Source organism: Arthrobacter gandavensis, from assembly GCF_039528575.1.
GTDB classification, from domain to species: domain Bacteria; phylum Actinomycetota; class Actinomycetes; order Actinomycetales; family Micrococcaceae; genus Arthrobacter_B; species Arthrobacter_B citreus_B.
Genome location: NZ_BAAALV010000002.1, coordinates 1,117,692 through 1,136,984, shown reverse-complemented (window position 1 = coordinate 1,136,984; position 19,293 = coordinate 1,117,692). Strand labels below are relative to the sequence as shown.

Here is a 19,293-nt window from a genome sequence, read left to right as displayed (position 1 = left end):
TGACGGGATGGGGGCCGCGGCCGGAATCCGAACGGCCTGCCTGCCTCCTGCCGCTGGGCCTCGGAGACACAGCGCGGGTGCTAGGCCCGGCGGCGCTGGAGGACGTCGTCCAGGTTCAGGATGCCGGTAGCGGGCCGGGGCTCGATCGCGGTGCTGCCCGGAGCCGGTGCGGCAAGCGGACGGATCGGGGTCTTCAGGACGGGCTTGGGTGAGGCAGGCACAGCCAGCGGTTCCGGTGCCGGGCGGGGTGCCGCGGGGGCATCCACGTACGTCGGTTTCGGAACCGCCACAGGCTGCCAGGAAGAAGCTTCGGCACTCTTTGCCGCTTCGGCCAGGGCGGCTGCGCGCAGCTCCTGGGCGGTCAGCCGCGGAACGGCCTTGGGCTGCGGAGCCGCGGGGCGGACAGGCTCTGCAGCGGCCGGAAGTTCAGCCTTGCGGTCAGCATCCTTGCCGGCGGCGTCGAAGACGGTATCCGCCTTCGGATTGCTGCGCACGGGAGCCGGCGGTTTTGTGTATTGCTGCGTGGCAGCGGCAGCACGGCGGGCTTGGCGTTCACGCTTGTCGCGGACGGCGAGGCTGCGCAGCGATACCACTACGGCAGCGGCGCCGAGGGCAGCACCGGCTGGGATCCAGCCGGACACTGCACCGAACAGCGCGGCTGCGCCTCCGCCAACTACCGCGGCGATAAAGAGCAGGCCAAGGACGGCCAGTGTCAGTCGCCCGTAGCGGATCTTCAGCGGTCCGGGAACAGGTGCCGGAACAGCATCTGGCGCAGATGCAGCACCTGCCGCGGAGCTCCCTCTCAGGTGCGGCGTGTGCTGGGCGCCGGTGCTGGTGTTGTACATGGTGTTCCCCTGAGAACTTGGGTCCGGTTCGGTGGCGGCACTGCTGGGTGCGCGTTCGGCGGTGCCGGCAGGTCCCGGGGACGGCGCAGGCACCTGCTTTCCGTGCAGGTACTGAGGGGCAACCCAGAGCAACCAGAGTCCGACGGCTGCCGCCAGGACCAGGGAGCTGTTAAGAGGGAAGTCCACAACTACGACCGTATGAGAAAACCCTCACCGGACGCGGGATTGGAGAGGGTGTGTCGAATCACTGACGGACAAATTCAGCCCGTATACCCCGAAGTCAGCGGCCGGACTGGAGGCGGGAAAGCAGACCTTCCGGAACTTCCTCCGCGGTGAGCGCAAAACTGAGGTGGTCGGCCCACTGTCCCGCAATATGAAGGTAGCGGCGCCGGAGCCCTTCCTCCCGGAACCCCAGCTTCTCGACCACACGCCGGCTCGGCCGGTTTTCGGGCCTGATATTGATTTCCATCCGGTGCAGCCCCAGGACCCGGAAGCAGTGATCGGTAGCCAGCGCAACGGCTGTTGGCGCAATACCGCGGCCGGCCCGGGCCTCGTCGACCCAGTACCCCAGGGTCGCCATGCGTGCTGAGCCCCAGATGATGGAGGAAACCGTCAGCTGTCCAACGATTGCCGGGGAGCTGCGCACGCCGCCCTGGCGTTCAGTGATGACGAACGGCAGCGCGGTGTCCTGGCGTGCCTGCTGGTTGAGGCTGCGAACCATTCCCGCGTAGGACGGGAGGACACCGCCCGGCAGCGGATTCGTGGCTTCCCAGGGCCCAATCCACCGGGCATTGCGCGACCGCACCGAATTCCATTCGGTGCGGTCGCGGTAGCGTATCGGCCGGAGGATGAGGTCGCCGCATTCCAGCGTCACCGGCCAGATCGCCGACCCCAGCATGGAGCTAGCCTTCGTCGGAGTTGTTGAAGTCCTTAAGCCAACCACGCAGGTCCGGACCGAGGTCTTCGCGCTCGGAGGCAAGGGTGACAACAGCCTTGAGGTAGCTGAGCTTGTCGCCGGTGTCGTAGCGGCGGCCGCGGAAGACGACGCCGTAAACGCCGCCGCCTTCACCTTCGGTTCCCGCGAGCGTCTGGAGAGCATCGGTGAGCTGGATTTCTCCTCCGCGGCCGGGGCCGGTTTCTTCAAGGACCCCGAAAACGGAGGGGTGCAGGACGTAGCGGCCAATCACGGCGAGGTTCGACGGCGCATCAGCGGCGTCGGGCTTCTCGACGAGCTTGTTGACGCGGACGTAGTCTTCACCCTCGATCACGGAGATGTCGGCGCAGCCGTAAGCGCTGATCTGGTCAGGTTCCACCTCGATCAGGGCAACGACGGAGCCGCCCGTCTTGGCCTGGACCTCCACCATGGTCTCCAGCAGCGGATCGCGGGCGTCAATGAGGTCATCACCGAGCAGGACGGCGAAGGGATCATCGCCGATGTGCAGCTTGGCGCGCAGGACAGCATGGCCGAGGCCCTTTGGGTCACCCTGGCGCAGGTAATGGATCTCGCCCAGTTCGGAAGACTCACGGACCAGGGCAAGCTTTTCGTCGTCGCCCTTGTCCTTCAGGGTCTGCTCAATGAAGGGCACCCGGTCGAAGTGGTCCTCAAGGGAGCGCTTGTTCCGGCCGGTGATCATCAGGATGTCCGGCATGCCGGCATTGACGGCCTCTTCGACGACGTACTGGATGGCCGGCTTGTCCACGACCGGAAGCATTTCCTTCGGCATGGCCTTGGTGGCCGGAAGGAAGCGCGTACCCAGGCCGGCGGCGGGAATTACGGCTTTGGTGATCTTTGGGCGTGAGGTCATGACGGTAAGAGTACCTAAGTGAACGCTGACGGCGCCAAATGCGCCCCTGCTACGGGCACAATGGGTCCATGACCGGTGAAACGAAGGAACAGGTACGCAGCAGTTTCAAGCAGAAGCGGCGGGAACTGCGCGGCGGAGAGACTGCGGAACAGCTTGCCGCGGCTGCTTCGCCCCTGCTCCATTCCCTGGAACCGGGCTCCATGGTCAGCTGCTACCTCTCTGCCGGAAGCGAACCGGACACCTCGGCACTGCTAACGGCGCTGGCCGGTGCCGGCCATACCGTGGTGGTGCCTGTCTGTGAACCCGGGCACCAGCTGTCCTGGTGCCCCTGGACTCCGGGGGCTCCGCTGGTTCCCGGCCTGTTTCCGGGGATCCCGGAACCTGCCGGGCCGCGGTGGAACCTCCCTGAGATCATGGGACTGGACCTGCTGCTCATACCGGCGCTGGCTGTCTCCGAGGACGGAACAAGGATGGGAAAGGGCGGGGGCTACTATGACCGCTTCCTGACCCGGTTCCGTGCCGCCGGCGGGACGGCTCCAGTGGTGGCCGTGGTGCACGATCATGAGTTCGTGCCAGCGGGCAGCCTGCCGGCTGATGCCCTGGACGTTCCGGTGGACGGGGTCCTGCGCCCCGGCGGTTACGCCCCGGTCAATGGTTGAGGGGTGTATACTTAGCACTCTAGGCCACAGAGTGCCAATCGTTCCGCCGTCGCGGCGGAAAGCGACACTGCTGAGGCCTTCCTTTCGCCCTTCAGGAGGAGTAAGAGTGCCCACGTATGCCTATGCCTGCAAGGATTGCGGTCACGCGTTCGACATCCAGCAGTCCTTCACCGATGACAGCCTGACCGTCTGCCCCGAGTGCGGCGGCAACCTGCGCAAGAAGTTCAACAGTGTGGGTGTGGTCTTCAAGGGCTCGGGCTTCTACCGCACGGATTCGCGCGATGCGGCTTCCACGGTTCCGGCTGCTCCTTCCAAGGATGCGCCTGCCAAGGAATCCGCGGCGAAGGCTGCACCGGCTGCATCTTCCACCACCGCCACGCCGGCGTCGGCACCGGCCGCCAGCTAGGCCCTGTTCCGGGTCCCGTGCGCGGCGGCCCGGCCACGAGGCGTCCCGTTCCTCCACAGGAGCCAGGGGCGCCTTTGTTGTCCCCGGGGTCCTTCGCCCGGCGTAGGGGTGTTTCTCCCCCGGCCTAGTGTTGCCGCATGTTAAGCAGACTGCGCCGCGGCCGCGTCGCCCGTAAACGGGACGGCATCCGCGCGTCCGTTCAAGGAGTTCCTCCCCTGCGTCCCGGCGGCACGCACTCGCGGGGCAGGTTTCACCGGTTCCTCCTCCGGCGCCGCCGGTTCCTGGCGGGGGCGCTGGTTGCTGCAGCCACAGGCATAACAGTCCAGGCGATGCTGCCCGCAGATACATCGACAATCCCCGTGGCGGCCGCGGTCTCGGACCTGCCAGCCGGCCATGTCATTGACCCGCGGGACCTTCGGATAGTCGGCTTGCCTCCAGACGCCGTGCCGCCCGGGGCCTTCAGCGATGCGGGAACGGCGGACGGGAGGCAGCTTGCTGTTCCCCTCCGCGGCGGCGGGATTGTGAGCGAAACCGTTCTGGTCGGTGACGCACTGCTGGCCGGATCACCGGCAGGCACCGCTGCCCTCCCCCTTCGACCCGCAGATCCGGGAACAGCACGGCTGCTCTCGCCCGGAACCCTGGTGGACGTGGTAGCGGCACCGGAGGAGGGTTTTGACGACGCCGGCCCTCCGGTAGTCCTGGCCTCGGGTGTGCCCGTGCTGTGGGTCACGGGAACTGAAAGCGGGTCTACGGCGTGGCCCGGCGGGGATGCAGCGTCCGACGAGCAGCTGGTGGTGATCGCAGCTCCTGCAGCTGCTGCCCCGGAGCTGGCCGTTGCCTCAGCACGGGGCGGGCTCTACTTTGTTCCGCGTGGAACACAGCACACCGGTCCTTAGGGCCGTGGTTACCCCCAGTGGGGCGGGCGCTGTTCAAGAAGCCAGGCCGAGCTGTCCTCAGGAGAGTCTCCCCACGCACGGGGGTCGTCTTCTCCCGCGGTCTGCGGCAGGATTCCGGAGCCCTGGCCCCGCGAATCCCTGCCGGATCCGGCGGGCGTTCCCTCTTCGACAGCCGGTGCGGCTGCTCCGGGGGTGCCGTGCCCGGCCGGCCCGGCTCCTGGCTGCGGGACTGCGGCGGGAGCCGTATGCACCAGCTGTGCTGCCTGCTTCAGTCTGGTGGGCGCGGAGGTGCTCCGCCGGGAGCGGCGTTTGCTCCCCGGCGTCACGGGCGGGGTTTCCTTCTCAGGGCCTCGGCCTTCCCCATGGGGCGGCAACGCCGTGCCCGAATTCGTGTCAGGAGGACTGTTCTGTTCCTGGTTCATGCTGCCTGTCGATTCCACCGGCCGCTGCCGCAGCTGCCGCCGCGGCCCGGATAGCCGGGTTGGGTTGTTCCTCTGACCGCGGACGGATCCGTGTGCTGCCGTGGGGAACCACGGTTGCCGGCGCAGCTGCTGCGTGTACCTCGCGGATGGGCTCAGGCTCGGGGGCCGGCACCGGAAGACCGAGGTACCGGCCCACCAAATCTGCGCAGGCGGCCGGATCGGTAAACACCTCGATGGTCCACAGCGGCATGTAGCGCCAGCCAAGCCGCTCAAGCAGCTGGGGACGAAGGCGGCTGCGCTCCCGCACGCTCATCCCCCGGTACCGTGCGGTCCCGTCGGACTCGATGGCCATGGGAACTGCCGGATCCGCATCCGCGGAACGCCTGACGGTAGCCACGATGTCGATCACGTCGTCGTAGTGGTCCCATACCTCGGCGCCCCGTGACCGGAGGCGTCCTACCAGGTCCGCCACAAGCGGGTCGTCCGCCATGATGGAATTGCCGGCCGGGCGGTCGCCGGCAGGCTGCGCCGGTCCGCCGTCGAGCTCGCGCACCAGCAGCTGGTAGAAATCGCGGGCCCCGTGGCCCAGCCTCGACTCGTCGAGGTCCGAAGGCCGGAAACAGGTCAGCACGTGAAGGCGGTAACGGGCGCGGGTCATCGCGTTGACGAACCGTCCCCGCCCGCCGGGTTCGGAGAGCAGGCCAAAGTTGTGCAGGGCCCGGCCGTGCGGGGTCCTGCCGAAGCCCAGCGAGAAGATCACAGCGTCCCGGACCAGTCCGGCGGCGCGGTCTGCCGGCACCACCCGGAAGGATTCGGCCCCGGGGGCGAAGAAGTCCGCGGCCCACGGGAAATTCGCCATCTGCACACGGATTGCTTCCGCCACCCGAACGGCATGCCGCGGGCTGGCCGTAATGACGGCCAGGGACTGGCTCGGCCGGCGCCGGACATGTTCGAACACCAGGTCCACCACCCGGTTGACCTCGGCGGAGACGCTTTCAACGCCCTCCTGGTCGGCGCTGGGCATGCCGGTGCCGTCCGCAAGGTACTCCACCGTGAGCGGCCGCTCCCCCGTTGCCACTTCATCTCCGCGGGGCACCCAGGACAGGCGTCCGCCGTAGAACTCGTCGGACAGCTGCTTCAGCAGGTGCTTGTCGGTTCCCCGGTAGACCGTGGAGAGGCTGCGGACAGGCAGGATCCGGGCAAGGGCGTCGAAGGCGCTGGGCAGTTCGTCCCCGCCGAAACCCGCTTCGGGCGGCTGGATGTTGATCGTGAACGGTCTTGGTCCGCCCAGGTTTCCGTCGCCGAAGGCAAGGACCTGCCCTGCCCGAGCGATCGCCGGAACTGCAGCCTGCAGGCTCATGGACTCTGCATCCAGGATGACCAGGGCGTCGAAGCGCCGGGATCCCGGAAGCATCATCGGCAGCAGCAGGGGGCTTGCGGCCCAAACCGGGAGCAGGGAGGAAACCAGCTCATCGGACTGCCCGGAGAGGGAGTCCACGGTCAGGGGTCCGGTCTTGATGACGTCACGAAGCTGCGCTGCGTCCTTGGGCCGGGATTTGATGCCCTCGCGCCAGCGCCGGGCAAGCTCCCAGCGCAGCCGTGAAGCACCGGAGGCTATGTGCGCGTTGTCGGCCAGGCGGTACTCAGCTTCGAGCCGGCGCAGGCTGTCGCCGTCTGACATTGCCAGGTAGTCGTCACCGCTGATCATGGCTTCCAGTGCGGACTGCCACCACGCCAGCTCCAGCTCATAGCCGACCTGCCGCGGCGTCACCTCGCGCGCTTCCAGGTCATCCAGCAGTTCGCCAAGCCCCTGTCCGCGCATCTCGTCCACCAGGAGGGTGCGCTCAGGCAGGGTTTCAAGGGTTTCCTTGTCACCGGCGAGGGCGCGCAGCTTCTTCTCCAGATCATCCAGTGACTGGTCGGCGAGGTTCGGTTTCTCCGGCGTTCCGGCAAGGATGCGGGTCAGCTCATCGAGCTGGTCCTTGACCTCAAGGTAGGTCCGGTTCAGGTCGGCAAGGCCGGTGGGAACGGAAGGATGGCGCTGGGTTGTGGCATAGCGCGTCCAGATGCCGCGCTGCTGCTGAACCTGCACCAGCGAGGTGTGGAGGTCCGCAATATGCACACCGGGACGGATGTACTCCTTCGCCACCCGGCGCAGCCGCGAACGGGTCATGGAACTCATGTCCACCCCGTGCTCGCGCCGCCAGGAAGAGGACGCCGTGGCGGAGATCAGGTCCGTGACGGGTCGGTCAAAGATGTCAGGGGTGAACTTGTCCAGGCTCTCGCGTACCGCAACCAGCAGCTGGAGCTGTTCGCCCCACTGCGCGAAGGTCTCCCCCAGCCTGATCTGTGAGTGCTCGGCCACTTCCTGGACCCGGGTGCGCAGCTGCGGCAGCGCCTCGGCCAGTTCCTCGGTGAGCTTGTGCGCCGCTTCCGTTTCCTTGCGGTTCAGCAGCTTGGCGCCGAACCAGGGACTGGAGACGGCGGCACGGGAGAAGCTTCCCAGCTCCGCGGCGCGGCGCAGGCGGCCGGTCAGTTCGGTGCGGTCCGTGATGCTGTCCAGGACGCTGCGCTTGAGCCGGACGGTGGTCGCCGGGGCCGGCGTGAGCGAGGTGAGTTCGGCCAGGGACTGCATTGCCTGGTAGGGGGAACATCCCCAGCGCTGGCGGACGTTGTGCAGGGACTTCACATGGTCGCGCAGCTGGTGGCGGCTCTCCTGGAGCACCTTGTGCAGGTTGCCCAGGTTCGGTTCAGTTGCCTTCTCGCTCCGCACGATGGCGCGGACCAGCCTGTCACGCAGGGCCTCTTCGCTGAGTCCGGCGCCCAGCTGCAGCACCAGTGAACCGAGGTTGAGGCTGTCCAGGGCGGAGACGAATTCGTTCAGCGTCCCGCGGCGCTCGGCAACCACGAGTACGGATTTGCCGGCGTTGACCAGTGCGGCAACAGCGTTGACGGCAGTCTGCGTCTGGCCGGTTCCCGGAGGTGCCGAGACTACAAGGGAGGTGCCGGCACCGGCGAGGTCCAGCACATCCTGCTGTTCGCGGTCAGCATCCATGACCAGGAGCTCGGAAGCCGGGGCGCGGTCGTCCAGGGGCGGGAGCCCGGGGTCCGCGGGTTCCGGCACTGACGCGCCGCCGTCGACCGCTGCATCCATCAGTGCCCGGAGGACGGGGTGGGAAGGATCCAGGGCCGTATCCTCGGCGAGGTCGGGCAGGTCCGCAAAGGTGGAGACAAGCAGGCGGTGCTCGATGTTCATGCCGCGCACCCCGTCGGTGAGGCCGCGCAGCCGTTCAAGGACGGGATGCGGATCGAACCGGGCGGTACCGTAGGCCAGCCGTGCCAGCGACTCCGCGTCGACGTCGAGGCCCTGCTGGTTCTCAAGGTGACGGATGAGGGCGGGATTCAGCTCGGCCTTGCCGGTGAGCTGAAGCTCGTAGTCGTCCTGGGAGGCGTGGACGGTGAGGCTGACGGCCGTGAGCAGCACGGGAGCAGTCAGGGATTCGGGGCGAAGCGCTTCATCCGAGGCGTAGCGCCAGGATGCGGTCCCGGCGGCGAGATAGCCCACGTCGATGCCGCGGTCGGAGCCGAGTTCGTAGATCTTGGCGCGCAGCGCACGGGCTGCACGCATCGCGGTGCTGTAGTGGTCTGCATCGCGCAGCAGGGTTGAGAGCCTGGTCTTCCTCCCGGCCAGCAGCTGGGCCAGGCCGGAGGGGTGCGCATGGGTCAGGTCGATGCTGTTCTCCGGGGTCACCGTGAAATGCAGCAGCGTGTCCGACCCGGCGTGCTGGCCAAGCCCGGCCAGCCACGGCAGCAGGAAGTCCGAGGCGCTGTCCCCGGGATTCTGCTCAGACACTGATGCCCTCTTTCCTGCACTTCCGCGCGACGATCTCGACCAAACTGGCATACCTTCCAAGCTATCGTCAATTGCCCGAATAGCTCCGGATAGCAACGCGGGGGACGGCTGTTCAGCCGTCCCCCGCGCTCTATGATGCTACTCCCACTCGATGGTTCCCGGCGGCTTGCTGGTGACGTCCAGCACCACCCGGTTAACGCCGTCCACCTCGTTGGTGATGCGGTTGGAGATCCGTGCCAGCAGATCGTACGGCAGGCGTGACCAGTCCGCCGTCATGGCGTCTTCGCTGGAGACCGGACGCAGCACGATGGGGTGGCCGTAGGTACGGCCGTCACCCTGCACGCCCACGCTGCGGACATCTGCCAGCAGGACTACCGGCATCTGCCAGACTTCCTCGTCCAGGCCGGCTGCGGTGAGCTCGGCGCGGGCAATGGCGTCTGCGCGGCGCAGCAGGTCCAGACGGTCCTTGGTCACTTCGCCGATGATGCGGATACCCAGGCCGGGGCCCGGGAACGGCTGCCGCCCAACGATCTCGGCCGGCAGGCCAAGTTCGCGCCCTACGGCACGCACTTCGTCCTTGAACAGCAGGCGCAGGGGCTCCACCAGTTCGAACTGCATGTCCTCCGGCAGGCCGCCAACGTTGTGGTGGCTCTTGATGTTCGCCGCGCCTTCGCCGCCGCCGGATTCGACGACGTCGGGGTACAGGGTGCCCTGGACCAGGAACCGGATCGGCTCGCCGGCAGCGTTGGCCTCGGCCATGATGGCGCGTTCGGCTTCTTCAAAGGCGCGGATGAACTCGCGGCCAATGATCTTGCGCTTGGTTTCCGGGTCGGTGACGCCGGCCAGTGCGCTCAGGAAGCGCTCCTGCTCGTTGGCAACGTAAAGGTTGACGCCGGTAGCGGCGACGAAATCGCGCTCAACCTGCTCGGCTTCGCCTTCACGCAGCAGCCCGTGGTCAACGAACACGCAGGTCAGCTGATCGCCGACGGCGCGCTGCACCAGGGCGGCGGCCACGGCGGAGTCAACGCCGCCGGACAGGCCGCAGATCACGCGGGAGGAGCCGATCTGTTCGCGGATCCGTTCCACCTGCTCTTCGACAATGTTGCCGGTGGTCCAGCTGCGGTCCAGCCGCGCGCCCTTGAACAGGAAGTTTTCAAGCACCTGCTGGCCGTGCGCCGAGTGCTTCACCTCCGGGTGCCACTGGACGCCGTAGAGCTTCTTTTCCTCGTTGGCGAAAGCGGCCACGGGAGCACCTGCGGTGCTGGCCAGGACCTCGAAGCCCTCGGGGGCTTCGTGGACACTGTCACCGTGGCTCATCCAGGTGTTCTGGTGCTCGGGGGTGCCCTCAAGGATGGAGCGTGAACCGTTTACTGCAGAGGCATCGGTGGAGCCGTATTCACGCATGCCGGTCCTGGCGACCTTGCCGCCAAGGGCTGCCGCCATGGCCTGGAAGCCGTAGCAGATGCCGAAGACCGGAACGCCGGCGTCGAACAGTTCGGGATCCACCTTGGGGGCGCCTTCGGCGTAAACGCTGGAAGGTCCGCCGGAAAGGATGATCGCTGCCGGATTCTTGGCCAGGATTTCCTGGGTGGTGTAGGTGTGCGGCACGACCTCGGAGTAGACGTCGGCTTCGCGTACGCGCCGGGCAATCAGCTGGGCGTACTGGGCACCGTAGTCCACAACCAGGACGGGGCGCTCTTCATTGGGAGCAGTCGCGGGATTAGTCACGGTTTCAAGGATAGTCGCCACAGCGCACCGCCTGCACATTGGGCGGCTTGCCGGCTCCCCCGGAAGGCGCCTAGTAGCGCTTGGCGGCTTCCGGGTGGGCTTCGAGTTCCGCGAGAACCTGCTTGTGGGTGCGGGCTTCCACGATGAAGGACAGGAACGGCACCACACCGCCGAGTGCGATCACGATGAATTTCGAGAACGGCCAGCGCATGAGCTGCCACAACCGGAAATCAGCGAAAAGGTAGACCACATACAGCCAGCCGTGCGCGATGAGGACCGCCGTGTAAAGGTTCAGGCCGCCCACGATCACCGGGGGGATCTGGAGCATGTACTTCATGACCATTTCGGCCACGAGCAGCAGCAGGAAGATACCCGTTACCCACGAAGAGACCTTGTAGAAGGCCAGGGCAGTCCGGATCTGCGCGTGGGTGCCTCCGAAGCGGCGCTTCTTCTTCTTGGGGCGGGGCGGCCGGGTGACTGCGGGGTCGCTCAATTCTTTACCTCACTGCTAGTAGTGCCTGGTTCTTCGTCGTACTCGTCGTCTTCATATTCGTCGTCCTCGTACTCATCCTCTTCGAGGCTGCGCTGGTAGGAGTCCGCCAGCAGGCGCCACCAGAGGAAGACGGAGAAGCCTGCGAAGACGACCCATTCCACGGCGTAGAAGATGTTGAGCCAGTTGACCGTGGTTTCCTGGGGCTGCGGTGCCACGGTCACGGTCTGCAGGCCGGTTTGGGCAGGAACTCCGTCCACCGCGGTTTCGTGCGCCGTAACAAAGGCCGAGTACAGCGGCTTGTCCCAGATGTTGCTCAGCTCCGCGCTGGACAGCGCGGCAACGGTGCCCTCGGGCACCGGTCCGGCGATCGGTGCTTCGGGCGGCAGCAGCCGGCCGGTAATGGTGATTTCGCCCTCAGGGGCGGTTCCGGCGTCGCCTGCTTCTTCCGTCCAGCCGCGCACCACGGGGATCGAGGCTTCCTGCGGGGCGCCGTCGACGTCGAACGCCGTGACTACCCAGTAGCCCTCTTCGCCGTCCAGCAGCCGGTTCTCGATCAGGACCTGGTCTTCGGGATCGAAGGAGCCGGTAAAGGTGACCATCTGGTCTGCCTGACTGCCGTACAGGGGTACGCCGGGGGTGAAGACCTCGGTCAGCGGACGGACCGTTTCGGTGTCCTCCGCCGGCGGCGGGCCCTCGCTTTCGGCTGCCGAGAACTGCCACTCGGAGAGCAGCACGAACACGGTGGATATGGCCAGGGCAAAGAGGAGTCCGGCGATCCAGCGCGGTTTCAGGGCAGTCTTAAGCACGGCTTAACGGTACTTCGTAGTCGTGTAGAAAACCCAATGCCGCCTCCTGGGCTGCTCAGTGGTCGAAGAACACCAGAGAGGAATTAATGAGTTCCGCCAGGACCTCCGGGTCCTGCGCACGGCGCAGGGATTCCCGGAAAGCCGGCCTGAACAGTGACCGGGCGAGCGTGGCCAGGACCTCCAGGTGTTCCGAATAGGCTGCCGCCGGCGTTGCGATCAGCAGCACCACCGTTGCCGGTCCGTCGGAGGCCCCGAAGTCCACGCTGTGCCCGTATTTGCAGACACCCACCGCGATTGAGGGCTTTACCACGTGCTTGCTGCGGGCGTGGGGCAGCCCGATACCGCCGGGCAGCCCCGTTGCCATCTGGTGCTCCCGGGCGGCGACGTCCTTGAGGAATCCATCCAGGTCCAGCAGGCGGCCCTGGGCGTACATCCGCTCCGCCAGCTGCGCAGCGGCGTCGTCCCTGTCCTTGGCCTCCATTTCCAGGATGACCATTTCCGGCTCGGTAAGGACGGCGCCGGACGCGTTCAGGCTGAGTTCACTCATGCGTCGGTGCTCCCGGTCAGCGCGGGGTGATGTCCTGGACAGCCAGCCGTGCGGCGTCGGCGGAGACGTCGTCGGGCTGTTCCTGGCTCAGCCGTTCTGCTTCCACACGGGCGAGGTAGTGGCGTACCTCTTCCTCGACCCGGGCTTCGTCCCAGCCGAGGATGGGCGCCATCAGCTCCGCTACGACCGGGGCCGCCGAGACGCCGCGGTCCCAGGACTCGATCGAAATCCGGGTGCGGCGTGCAAGCACGTCCTCGATGTGGCGGGCGCCCTCGTGCGTGGTGGCGTAAACGACTTCGGCGCCGAGGTAATCGTCGGCTCCGGGGAGCGGTTCGCCCAGCGAGGCGTCGGCAGCGATCAGGTCCAGGACCTCACCGGCGAGGGCTCCGTAGCGGTTGAGCAGGTGTTCCACGCGCACAACATGGATGCCGTATTCATCAGCCGTCCGGTGCCGCCTGTTCCAGGCAGCCTTGTAGCCGACGGCGCCAAGCAGCGGAATGGTCTGCGTGCAGGATTCCGGCACCTTCTCATCCAGCGCCCGTGCCGCTTCGTCCACGGCGTCCTTGGCCATCACGCGGTACGTGGTCCACTTGCCGCCGGCAACCACCACCAGGCCGGGCACGGGATGTGCCACAACGTGTTCCCTGGAAAGCTTCGCAGTTGAATCGTTCTCTCCGGCCAGCAGCGGGCGCAGTCCGGCGTAAACGCCTTCAACGTCTTCGCGGGTGAGCGGCCGCTTCAGGACCTTGTTCACGTGTTCGAGCAGGTAGTCGATGTCCGCGGACGTGGCTGCCGGGTGGGACTTGTCCAGGTTCCAGTCCGTGTCCGTGGTGCCGATGATCCAGTGCCGGCCCCACGGAATGACAAAGAGGACCGACTTTTCGGTGCGCAGGATCATGCCCACCGTGGACTGGATCCGGTCCCGGGGAACCACCAGGTGGATGCCCTTGGAAGCCCGGACCTTGAGCTGGCCGCGGTCGGTGACCATGGCCTGGGTCTCGTCCGTCCAGACGCCGGTGGCGTTGACCACCTGGCTGGCGGCGATGTCGAACTCTTCGCCGGTCTCCTGGTCGCGTACGCGGGCGCCCACCACGCGCTCCCCCTCGCGGAGGAAGTCGACGACGGCGAGCCGGTTCACGGCACTGGCGCCGTAATGCACGGCGGTGCGGACCATGTTCGCCACGTAGCGGGCGTCGTCCACCTGGCCGTCGTAGTAGCGGATGGAGCCAATCATGGCGTCATCCTTGAGGCTGGGGGCAGCCCGCAGGGTTCCGCGGCGGGTGAGGTGCTTCTGCATGGGCACGCCGCGGGAATTGCCGGACGTCATGCCCAGGGTGTCGTAGAGGAAAATGCCGGCACCCACGTAGGGCCGCTCCACGAAACGCTTGGTCAGCGGATACAGGAAAGGCACGGGCTTCACCAGGTGCGGGGCGATGCGCTGCAGCAGCAGCCCGCGTTCCTTCAGGGCTTCCTGGACCAGCGCGAAATCCAGCATTTCAAGGTAGCGCAGGCCGCCGTGAATGAGCTTGGAGGAGCGTGAAGACGTTCCGGAGGCCCAGTCCCGGGCTTCCACCATGCCGACCTTCAATCCGCGGGTCACGGCGTCCAGCGCCGCGCCGGCGCCCACCACCCCGCCGCCGACAATCAGGACGTCCAGCTGGCCGCCGGGTTCCGACGTCGAACGCAGTCTTTTCAGGGCTTCTTCGCGGTATTCCGGGCTGAGTGCATCTGTTGCCATGGTCTAGTTCCTCTCTGAAGCGTGCCCCGGGGGTGGTGGGGTTGGACGTGCTCAGGTGTTGTAAAGGTATGGCGATACCAGCACGTCGATCCGCTGGAACGCCTTGAGGTCAGAGTATCCGGTAGTGGCCATTGCCCGCCTCAGGGCCCCCATCAGGTTGGAGGTTCCGTTGGTGTGGTGTGAGGGACCCCACAGGACTTCCTTCAGGGGGGCAACAGTGTCCAGGTGGACCCTGTCGCCGCGGGGCAGTTCGCTGTGGTGGGCTTCCTGTCCCCAGTGCCAGCCGCGTCCGGGCGCTTCCTCGGCGCGGGCCAGGGCCGAACCGAGCATAACGGCGTCGGCACCCATGGCAATGGCCTTGATGATGTCGCCGCTGGTGCCCATGCCGCCGTCGGCAATTACATGGACGTACCGGCCGCCGGACTCATCCATGTAGTCCCGGCGGGCTTCGGCGATGTCGGATATCGCCGTGGCCATGGGCGCGTGGATGCCCAGGGCGCGCCGCGTCGTCGTCGTTGCGCCGCCGCCGAAGCCGACCAGGACGCCCGCGGCGCCGGTGCGCATCAGGTGAAGGGCCGGGGTGTAGCCGGCGGCCCCGCCGACAATCACGGGGACGTCGAGTTCGTAGATGAACTGCTTGAGGTTCAGCGGTTCAACGTTCTTGGACACGTGCTCGGCGGAGACGGTGGTTCCGCGGATCACGAAGATGTCCACGCCGGCGGCAAGGACAGTCTTGTAGAACTCCTGGGTGCGCTGCGGAGTCAGCGAACCGGCTACGGTGACGCCCGCTTCGCGCATCTCCGCCAGGCGGGAGGTGATCAGCTCGGCCTGGATCGGTGCGGCGTAGATCTCCTGCAGCCTGCGGGTAGCCGCGGGGTTGAAGTTCTCTTCGCTGAGGACGGCGATTTCGTCCAGGATCGGCTGTGGATCCTCGTACCGGGTCCACAGGCCCTCGAGGTTAAGGACGCCCAGTCCGCCCAGGCGGCCCAGTGCAATGGCGGTGGCCGGAGACATCACCGAATCCATGGGGGCACCGATGACGGGCATTTCAAACTGGTAGGCATCTATCTGCCAGTTGACCGAGACGTCCTGCGGGTCACGGGTGCGCCGTGAGGGCACAATCGCTACGTCATCCAGGGAGTAGGCTCTGCGCCCACGCTTGCCACGGCCGATCTCTATCTCGTTAGTCACTGCTCTAGGTTATCCCAGTCGTTAAACGAAGCAGGCACCGTTCCGGAGGGAACAGTGCCTGCTTCTGGTATCGGCATGCTTAGCGGCGGCCGTAGTTCGGTGCTTCGGCGGTCATCATGATGTCGTGCGGGTGGGATTCCTTCAGCCCGGCCGGGGTGATCCGGACGAAGCGGCCCTTGGCCTTCAGCTCGGCGATGGTGTGGGCGCCCGTGTAGAACATTGTCTGGCGCAGGCCGCCAACCAGCTGGTGCGCGACGGCGGACAGCGGGCCACGGTAGGGCACCTGGCCTTCAATGCCTTCGGGGATCAGCTTTTCGTCGCTGGGCACATCGGCCTGGAAGTACCGGTCCTTGGAGTAGGAGGTGTTCTTTCCGCGGGTCTGCATGGCGCCCAAGGAGCCCATGCCGCGGTAGGTCTTGAACTGCTTCCCGTTCACGAAGACCAGGTCTCCGGGGCTTTCGGCGGAACCTGCCAGCAGGCCGCCGAGCATCACGGTGTCGGCGCCGGCGACGATTGCCTTGCCGATGTCACCGGAGTACTGCAGCCCGCCGTCGGCAATGACCGGAACACCGGCTGGAATTGCTGCCTTGGCCGCCTCGTAGATGGCGGTGACCTGCGGAACGCCGACGCCGGCGACCACGCGGGTGGTGCAGATGGAGCCTGGGCCCACGCCAACCTTGATGGCGTCAGCACCGGCATCGATCAGTGCCTGGGCACCTTCGCGGGTGGCTGCCTGGCCGCCGATGACGTCCACGTGGGCGGCAGCGGGGTCCTTCTTGAGGCGGGCGATCATTTCCAGCACACCGGCGCTGTGGCCGTTGGCAGTGTCCACTACCAGGACGTCCACTCCGGCGTCGACCAGGGCCATGGCACGCTCGTAGCCGTCGCCGAAGAAGCCGACGGCGGCACCGACACGCAGCCGGCCTTCGTCGTCCTTGGTGGCGAACGGGTACTGCTCGGCCTTGTCGAAGTCCTTGACGGTGATCAGGCCCTGGAGGCGGCCCTCATCGTCCACCAGCGGGAGCTTCTCGATCCGGTTCTTGCCCAGGAGTTCAACGGTCTCCTCCGGGGTGATGCCCACGCGGCCGGTGATCAGCGGCATCCGGGTCATGACTTCCCCGACCTTGCGGGTGGGGTACTCGGAGCGCGGAATGAAGCGGGTGTCGCGGTTGGTCACAATGCCCAGCAGCTTGTTCTGCGGGTCCACGACCGGCAGACCGGAGACGCGGAAGTGGGCGCAGAGGTCGTCGAGCTCCTGGAGCGTGGCGTCCGGGTCGATGGTCACCGGGTTGGTGATCATGCCGGATTCGCTGCGCTTGACTCGGTCTACGTGCTCGGCCTGGTCGGCGATCGAAAGATTGCGGTGGATCACGCCCAGGCCGCCGTGGCGGGCCATGGCGATGGCCATGCGCGACTCGGTGACAGTGTCCATCGCAGCGGAAAGCAGCGGGGTCTGCACGGTGATGCGCTTGGTCAGGCGTGAGCTGGTGTCCGCCTCGGACGGGATGACGTCCGTGGGACCGGGCAGCAGAAGGACGTCGTCATAGGTAAGTCCGACGAAGCCGAACGGATCGTGTTCTGGGGACTGCTGGCTCAAGTGCGCGCCTCTTTCGGGACCGGAGATTTTGTGGGGTGGCTGGGACAACACGCCCGCGTTTATCTAATCGTAGAACGAAATCAGCACCCCTCCCTATTCCTTCGGGTGCTTTGGGCTATGTGGTTCCGGGCACTGTGACGCCTTCCCAGCCGGTAGCGGCCAGGATGCGTTCCGCCAGTACATGGGACGTGGTCTCCATGTAGGTCCGGTTGAGGTGGTCGTGGTCCTTGTAGACGATCACGTTGCCGATGATTCCCGGGCAGGCGTCGTCGAAGCAGAACTGGTCGCTCATGTCCAGGACGCGCACGCCCGGAATCCGCGCCTCGAGTCCTTCCAGCGGAGAGACGTCCGCCAGCAGCTGGCTGCGCGGAACGTGGCAGGCCTGCGCGTCGAAGCCGTTGGACTCCAGGCACTTGAACATGTCGAACTCGAACCGCGGGTTGTCCCGCATGGCCAGGACCTGGATGCCTGCCTCGGCAAAGCCGCGGACGCCGTCGTCGTAGCCTCCGGCCAGGGTTTCGTCCGGTAGGGACTCCTGAGTGACTGACGCGACGGTGAACACCGCATCCGGCATCAGGTTCAGGACGTACTGGCCTGCGGCCTGGTTGAAGGCGTTGCACTCTTCGGACCGCTCGGGGTCTTCGGCCCCGTACCGGCAGCCCATCTTCAGGACAGTGACCACGTGCCAGCCGTTGGCGAGTGCCACCGGACCCAGCGCTGCGGTCCACTGCATGGCGTGGGAATCTCCCAGCACCACTATGGTTTTCTGTGCGCCTTCGGCGGAGCCGATCTGCTTGCAGTGCTTTTCCAGCACGCTGCCCGCCTCCGGTGCCGTGCCTTCCTCACACGCCTCGTCCAGCTGCGCCCATTCCTGGTCCATCTCCGACGGCGCGGGCTTCACGAGTGCCTGGGTAGAGGACGCGATCTGGAAGTCCGGGTCCAGGGACAGCGCACCGGGGTTGTCCGCGATGGACTGCAGCCGCACGGCTTCTGCCTGTGCATCCACCCGTTCCTGCCAGCCCGCCAGCGGTGCCGCAACGAGGGCGAACGAAGCGGCGAGCACCACTGCGGAGCGCCAGGGCGAGACCTGCGGCCAGGACCAGCTGCGCAGCGGTCCCTCCACCAGTTTGGTGGTGAGCACGGCCAGCAGCAGGGAAACGGCAATAACGACGGCGCCGTCAACCAGCCCGGCGTTCTCCTGCTTGGAGGCGATCAGCCAGAACACCAGCACCGGCCAGTGCCACAGGTACAGGGCGTAGGAATTGTCCCCCAGTTTCACCAGCGGCTTGGCCTTCAGCAACCGGTCGGCGCCGGCCCGGCTGCCGGTGTCTCCGGCGGCGATCACCATGGCCGCGGCCAGGGTAGGCCACAGGGCGAGGTAGCCGGGGAACTGCTGCTGGACCTGCAGGATGATGCCGCAGCTCAGCATGGCAATCACACCCGTCCAGCCGACGAGGATGCGTATCCGCCTGTCCAGGCGCAGGTACGGCAGGGCAAGTGCCAGCAGGGAGCCCAGCGCAAATTCCCACAGCCTGGTCCGGGTGTCGAAGTACGCGTAGGCCTGGTTGGCTCCGGTCTGCCAGATGGAGTATGCCAGGGCCACAGCGAAAACAGCGGTGAAGACAACCGCCAGCACGGACCGGTAGCTTCTGCCAATCAGCCGGGCCGCGGGGACCGCGGCGGCGAAGATCAGCGGCCAGAGGATAAAGACCTGCCCCTGGATGGAGAGGGACCAGAAGTGCTGCAGCGGGCTGGCCGCGCTGTGGTCCGCTGCCAGGTAGTCAACCGCGTTATTGGCAAGCGTCCAGTTCTGGAAATAGAACAGGGACGACCAGGTCTGCCCAATGAGGTCCTGGCGGGCGCTGGCCGGCAGGAGTGCCGCAGCGGCGGCGAGCACTGCCAGCAGGACGACGGCGACGGCGGGGAGCAGCCGCTTGAACAGGTGCAGCCAGTAGCGGCCCAGGGCCAGGGCCTTCCCGCTTTCTGCCTTGCGGACGAAGGACCCGGTCAGCAGGAAGGCGGAGATCAGCAGGAAGACATCCACGCCCCCGGACACTCTGCCAAGCCACACGTGGTAGAGAACAACAAGCACCACGGCCAGGGCACGCAGTCCCTGCACTTCGGGCCGGTAGCGTCGTTCTGCGGCCCGCAGGGCCGGAGCCTGCGGGGAGTCCGAAGCGGCAGCGTGCTGCGCGGGTGCTGACACTTGCTGGTGTCCTTTCAAAGCGGCAAATACCGCACGAGTTTACCGGCAGGAGCCCGCCAGGCCTGAATCCAGCGGTCCCGCGACAACTCCCGGAAAGGACA

The 19,293-nt window shown here is 66.6% G+C and carries 16 protein-coding genes; 3 read left to right on the top strand and 13 right to left on the bottom strand.

All coding sequences use genetic code 11. The annotated features are described in order from the left end of the window. Window positions 1-80: 80 nt before the first annotated feature. The 3 genes from ABFX29_RS08625 to galU all read right to left on the bottom strand — a co-directional run bounded on the left by ABFX29_RS08625 (window position 81) and on the right by galU (window position 2,650). A complete protein-coding gene (locus tag ABFX29_RS08625) occupies window positions 81-1,031 on the bottom strand; it encodes a hypothetical protein (RefSeq protein ID WP_152226583.1) in 951 nt (316 codons plus the stop codon). A gap of 94 nt (window positions 1,032-1,125) precedes the next feature. Next, a complete protein-coding gene (locus ABFX29_RS08620) occupies window positions 1,126-1,743 on the bottom strand; it encodes a GNAT family N-acetyltransferase (protein WP_152226581.1) in 618 nt (205 codons plus the stop codon). A 4-nt stretch (window positions 1,744-1,747) separates the two neighbouring features. Then, window positions 1,748-2,650 carry a UTP--glucose-1-phosphate uridylyltransferase GalU gene (galU, locus tag ABFX29_RS08615; RefSeq protein WP_152226579.1) on the bottom strand — a complete coding sequence of 301 codons (903 nt, stop codon included), beginning with the start codon at window positions 2,648-2,650 and terminating at the stop codon, window positions 1,748-1,750. Between the two features lie 68 nt (window positions 2,651-2,718). Between galU and ABFX29_RS08610 the strand changes: the two genes are divergently transcribed. The 3 genes from ABFX29_RS08610 (at window position 2,719) to ABFX29_RS08600 (ending at window position 4,611) form a co-directional block, all read left to right on the top strand. Further along, a complete protein-coding gene (locus tag ABFX29_RS08610; RefSeq protein WP_170287722.1) occupies window positions 2,719-3,309 on the top strand; it encodes a 5-formyltetrahydrofolate cyclo-ligase in 591 nt (196 codons plus the stop codon). Between the two features lie 106 nt (window positions 3,310-3,415). Then, complete coding sequence (locus ABFX29_RS08605) at window positions 3,416-3,715, top strand: FmdB family zinc ribbon protein (RefSeq protein WP_152226575.1); 300 nt, start codon at window positions 3,416-3,418, stop codon at window positions 3,713-3,715. A gap of 137 nt (window positions 3,716-3,852) precedes the next feature. After that, window positions 3,853-4,611 (top strand): RcpC/CpaB family pilus assembly protein, encoded by a 759-nt coding sequence (locus tag ABFX29_RS08600; protein WP_152226573.1) that lies wholly within the window; start codon window positions 3,853-3,855, stop codon window positions 4,609-4,611. 8 nt (window positions 4,612-4,619) lie between these two features. Here the strand turns inward: ABFX29_RS08600 and ABFX29_RS08595 are convergent, their stop codons facing one another. The 10 genes from ABFX29_RS08595 to ABFX29_RS08550 form a co-directional block, all read right to left on the bottom strand. After that, window positions 4,620-4,937 carry a hypothetical protein gene (locus tag ABFX29_RS08595; RefSeq protein ID WP_152226571.1) on the bottom strand — a complete coding sequence of 106 codons (318 nt, stop codon included), beginning with the start codon at window positions 4,935-4,937 and terminating at the stop codon, window positions 4,620-4,622. Between the two features lie 67 nt (window positions 4,938-5,004). Next, on the bottom strand, window positions 5,005-8,937 hold the full coding sequence (locus tag ABFX29_RS08590; protein ID WP_246167281.1) for an AAA family ATPase: 3,933 nt from the start codon (window positions 8,935-8,937) through the stop codon (window positions 5,005-5,007). A gap of 87 nt (window positions 8,938-9,024) precedes the next feature. Continuing rightward, window positions 9,025-10,614, bottom strand: coding sequence for a glutamine-hydrolyzing GMP synthase (gene guaA / locus ABFX29_RS08585; RefSeq protein WP_246167279.1), 1,590 nt, complete (start codon window positions 10,612-10,614; stop codon window positions 9,025-9,027). 70 nt (window positions 10,615-10,684) lie between these two features. Continuing rightward, entirely contained in the window at window positions 10,685-11,107 is a 423-nt protein-coding gene (locus ABFX29_RS08580) for a DUF3817 domain-containing protein (RefSeq protein ID WP_152226568.1), read from the bottom strand. Next, on the bottom strand, window positions 11,104-11,913 hold the full coding sequence (locus tag ABFX29_RS08575; protein WP_152226566.1) for an SURF1 family protein: 810 nt from the start codon (window positions 11,911-11,913) through the stop codon (window positions 11,104-11,106). Before ABFX29_RS08575 ends, ABFX29_RS08580 begins: the two co-directional genes overlap by 4 nt. Before the next feature lie 55 nt (window positions 11,914-11,968). Continuing rightward, the gene (locus ABFX29_RS08570) at window positions 11,969-12,460 is read right to left on the bottom strand and encodes a PTS sugar transporter subunit IIA (RefSeq protein ID WP_152226564.1); all 492 of its coding nucleotides are present in this window, start codon (window positions 12,458-12,460) and stop codon (window positions 11,969-11,971) included. Window positions 12,461-12,476: 16 nt separating this feature from the next. Continuing rightward, on the bottom strand, window positions 12,477-14,198 hold the full coding sequence (locus ABFX29_RS08565; RefSeq protein WP_152226562.1) for a glycerol-3-phosphate dehydrogenase/oxidase: 1,722 nt from the start codon (window positions 14,196-14,198) through the stop codon (window positions 12,477-12,479). 51 nt (window positions 14,199-14,249) lie between these two features. Beyond that, complete coding sequence (locus tag ABFX29_RS08560; protein WP_152226560.1) at window positions 14,250-15,389, bottom strand: GuaB3 family IMP dehydrogenase-related protein; 1,140 nt, start codon at window positions 15,387-15,389, stop codon at window positions 14,250-14,252. Window positions 15,390-15,468: 79 nt separating this feature from the next. Continuing rightward, complete coding sequence (gene guaB, locus ABFX29_RS08555; RefSeq protein ID WP_152226558.1) at window positions 15,469-16,986, bottom strand: IMP dehydrogenase; 1,518 nt, start codon at window positions 16,984-16,986, stop codon at window positions 15,469-15,471. Between the two features lie 115 nt (window positions 16,987-17,101). Next, window positions 17,102-19,192, bottom strand: coding sequence for an acyltransferase family protein (locus ABFX29_RS08550; protein ID WP_246167277.1), 2,091 nt, complete (start codon window positions 19,190-19,192; stop codon window positions 17,102-17,104). Window positions 19,193-19,293 lie beyond the last annotated feature (101 nt).

What these genes read in the sequence shown, in the direction of transcription:
- ABFX29_RS08620 (WP_152226581.1), bottom strand. Translation starts at nt 1,743, where the DNA reads ATGCTGGGGTCGGCGATCTGGCCGGTGACGCTGGAATGCGGCGACCTC.
- galU (WP_152226579.1), bottom strand. Translation starts at nt 2,650, where the DNA reads ATGACCTCACGCCCAAAGATCACCAAAGCCGTAATTCCCGCCGCCGGC.
- ABFX29_RS08610 (WP_170287722.1), top strand. Translation starts at nt 2,719, where the DNA reads ATGACCGGTGAAACGAAGGAACAGGTACGCAGCAGTTTCAAGCAGAAG.
- ABFX29_RS08600 (WP_152226573.1), top strand. Translation starts at nt 3,853, where the DNA reads ATGTTAAGCAGACTGCGCCGCGGCCGCGTCGCCCGTAAACGGGACGGC.
- ABFX29_RS08590 (WP_246167281.1), bottom strand. Translation starts at nt 8,937, where the DNA reads ATGCCAGTTTGGTCGAGATCGTCGCGCGGAAGTGCAGGAAAGAGGGCA.
- ABFX29_RS08570 (WP_152226564.1), bottom strand. Translation starts at nt 12,460, where the DNA reads ATGAGTGAACTCAGCCTGAACGCGTCCGGCGCCGTCCTTACCGAGCCG.
- ABFX29_RS08565 (WP_152226562.1), bottom strand. Translation starts at nt 14,198, where the DNA reads ATGGCAACAGATGCACTCAGCCCGGAATACCGCGAAGAAGCCCTGAAA.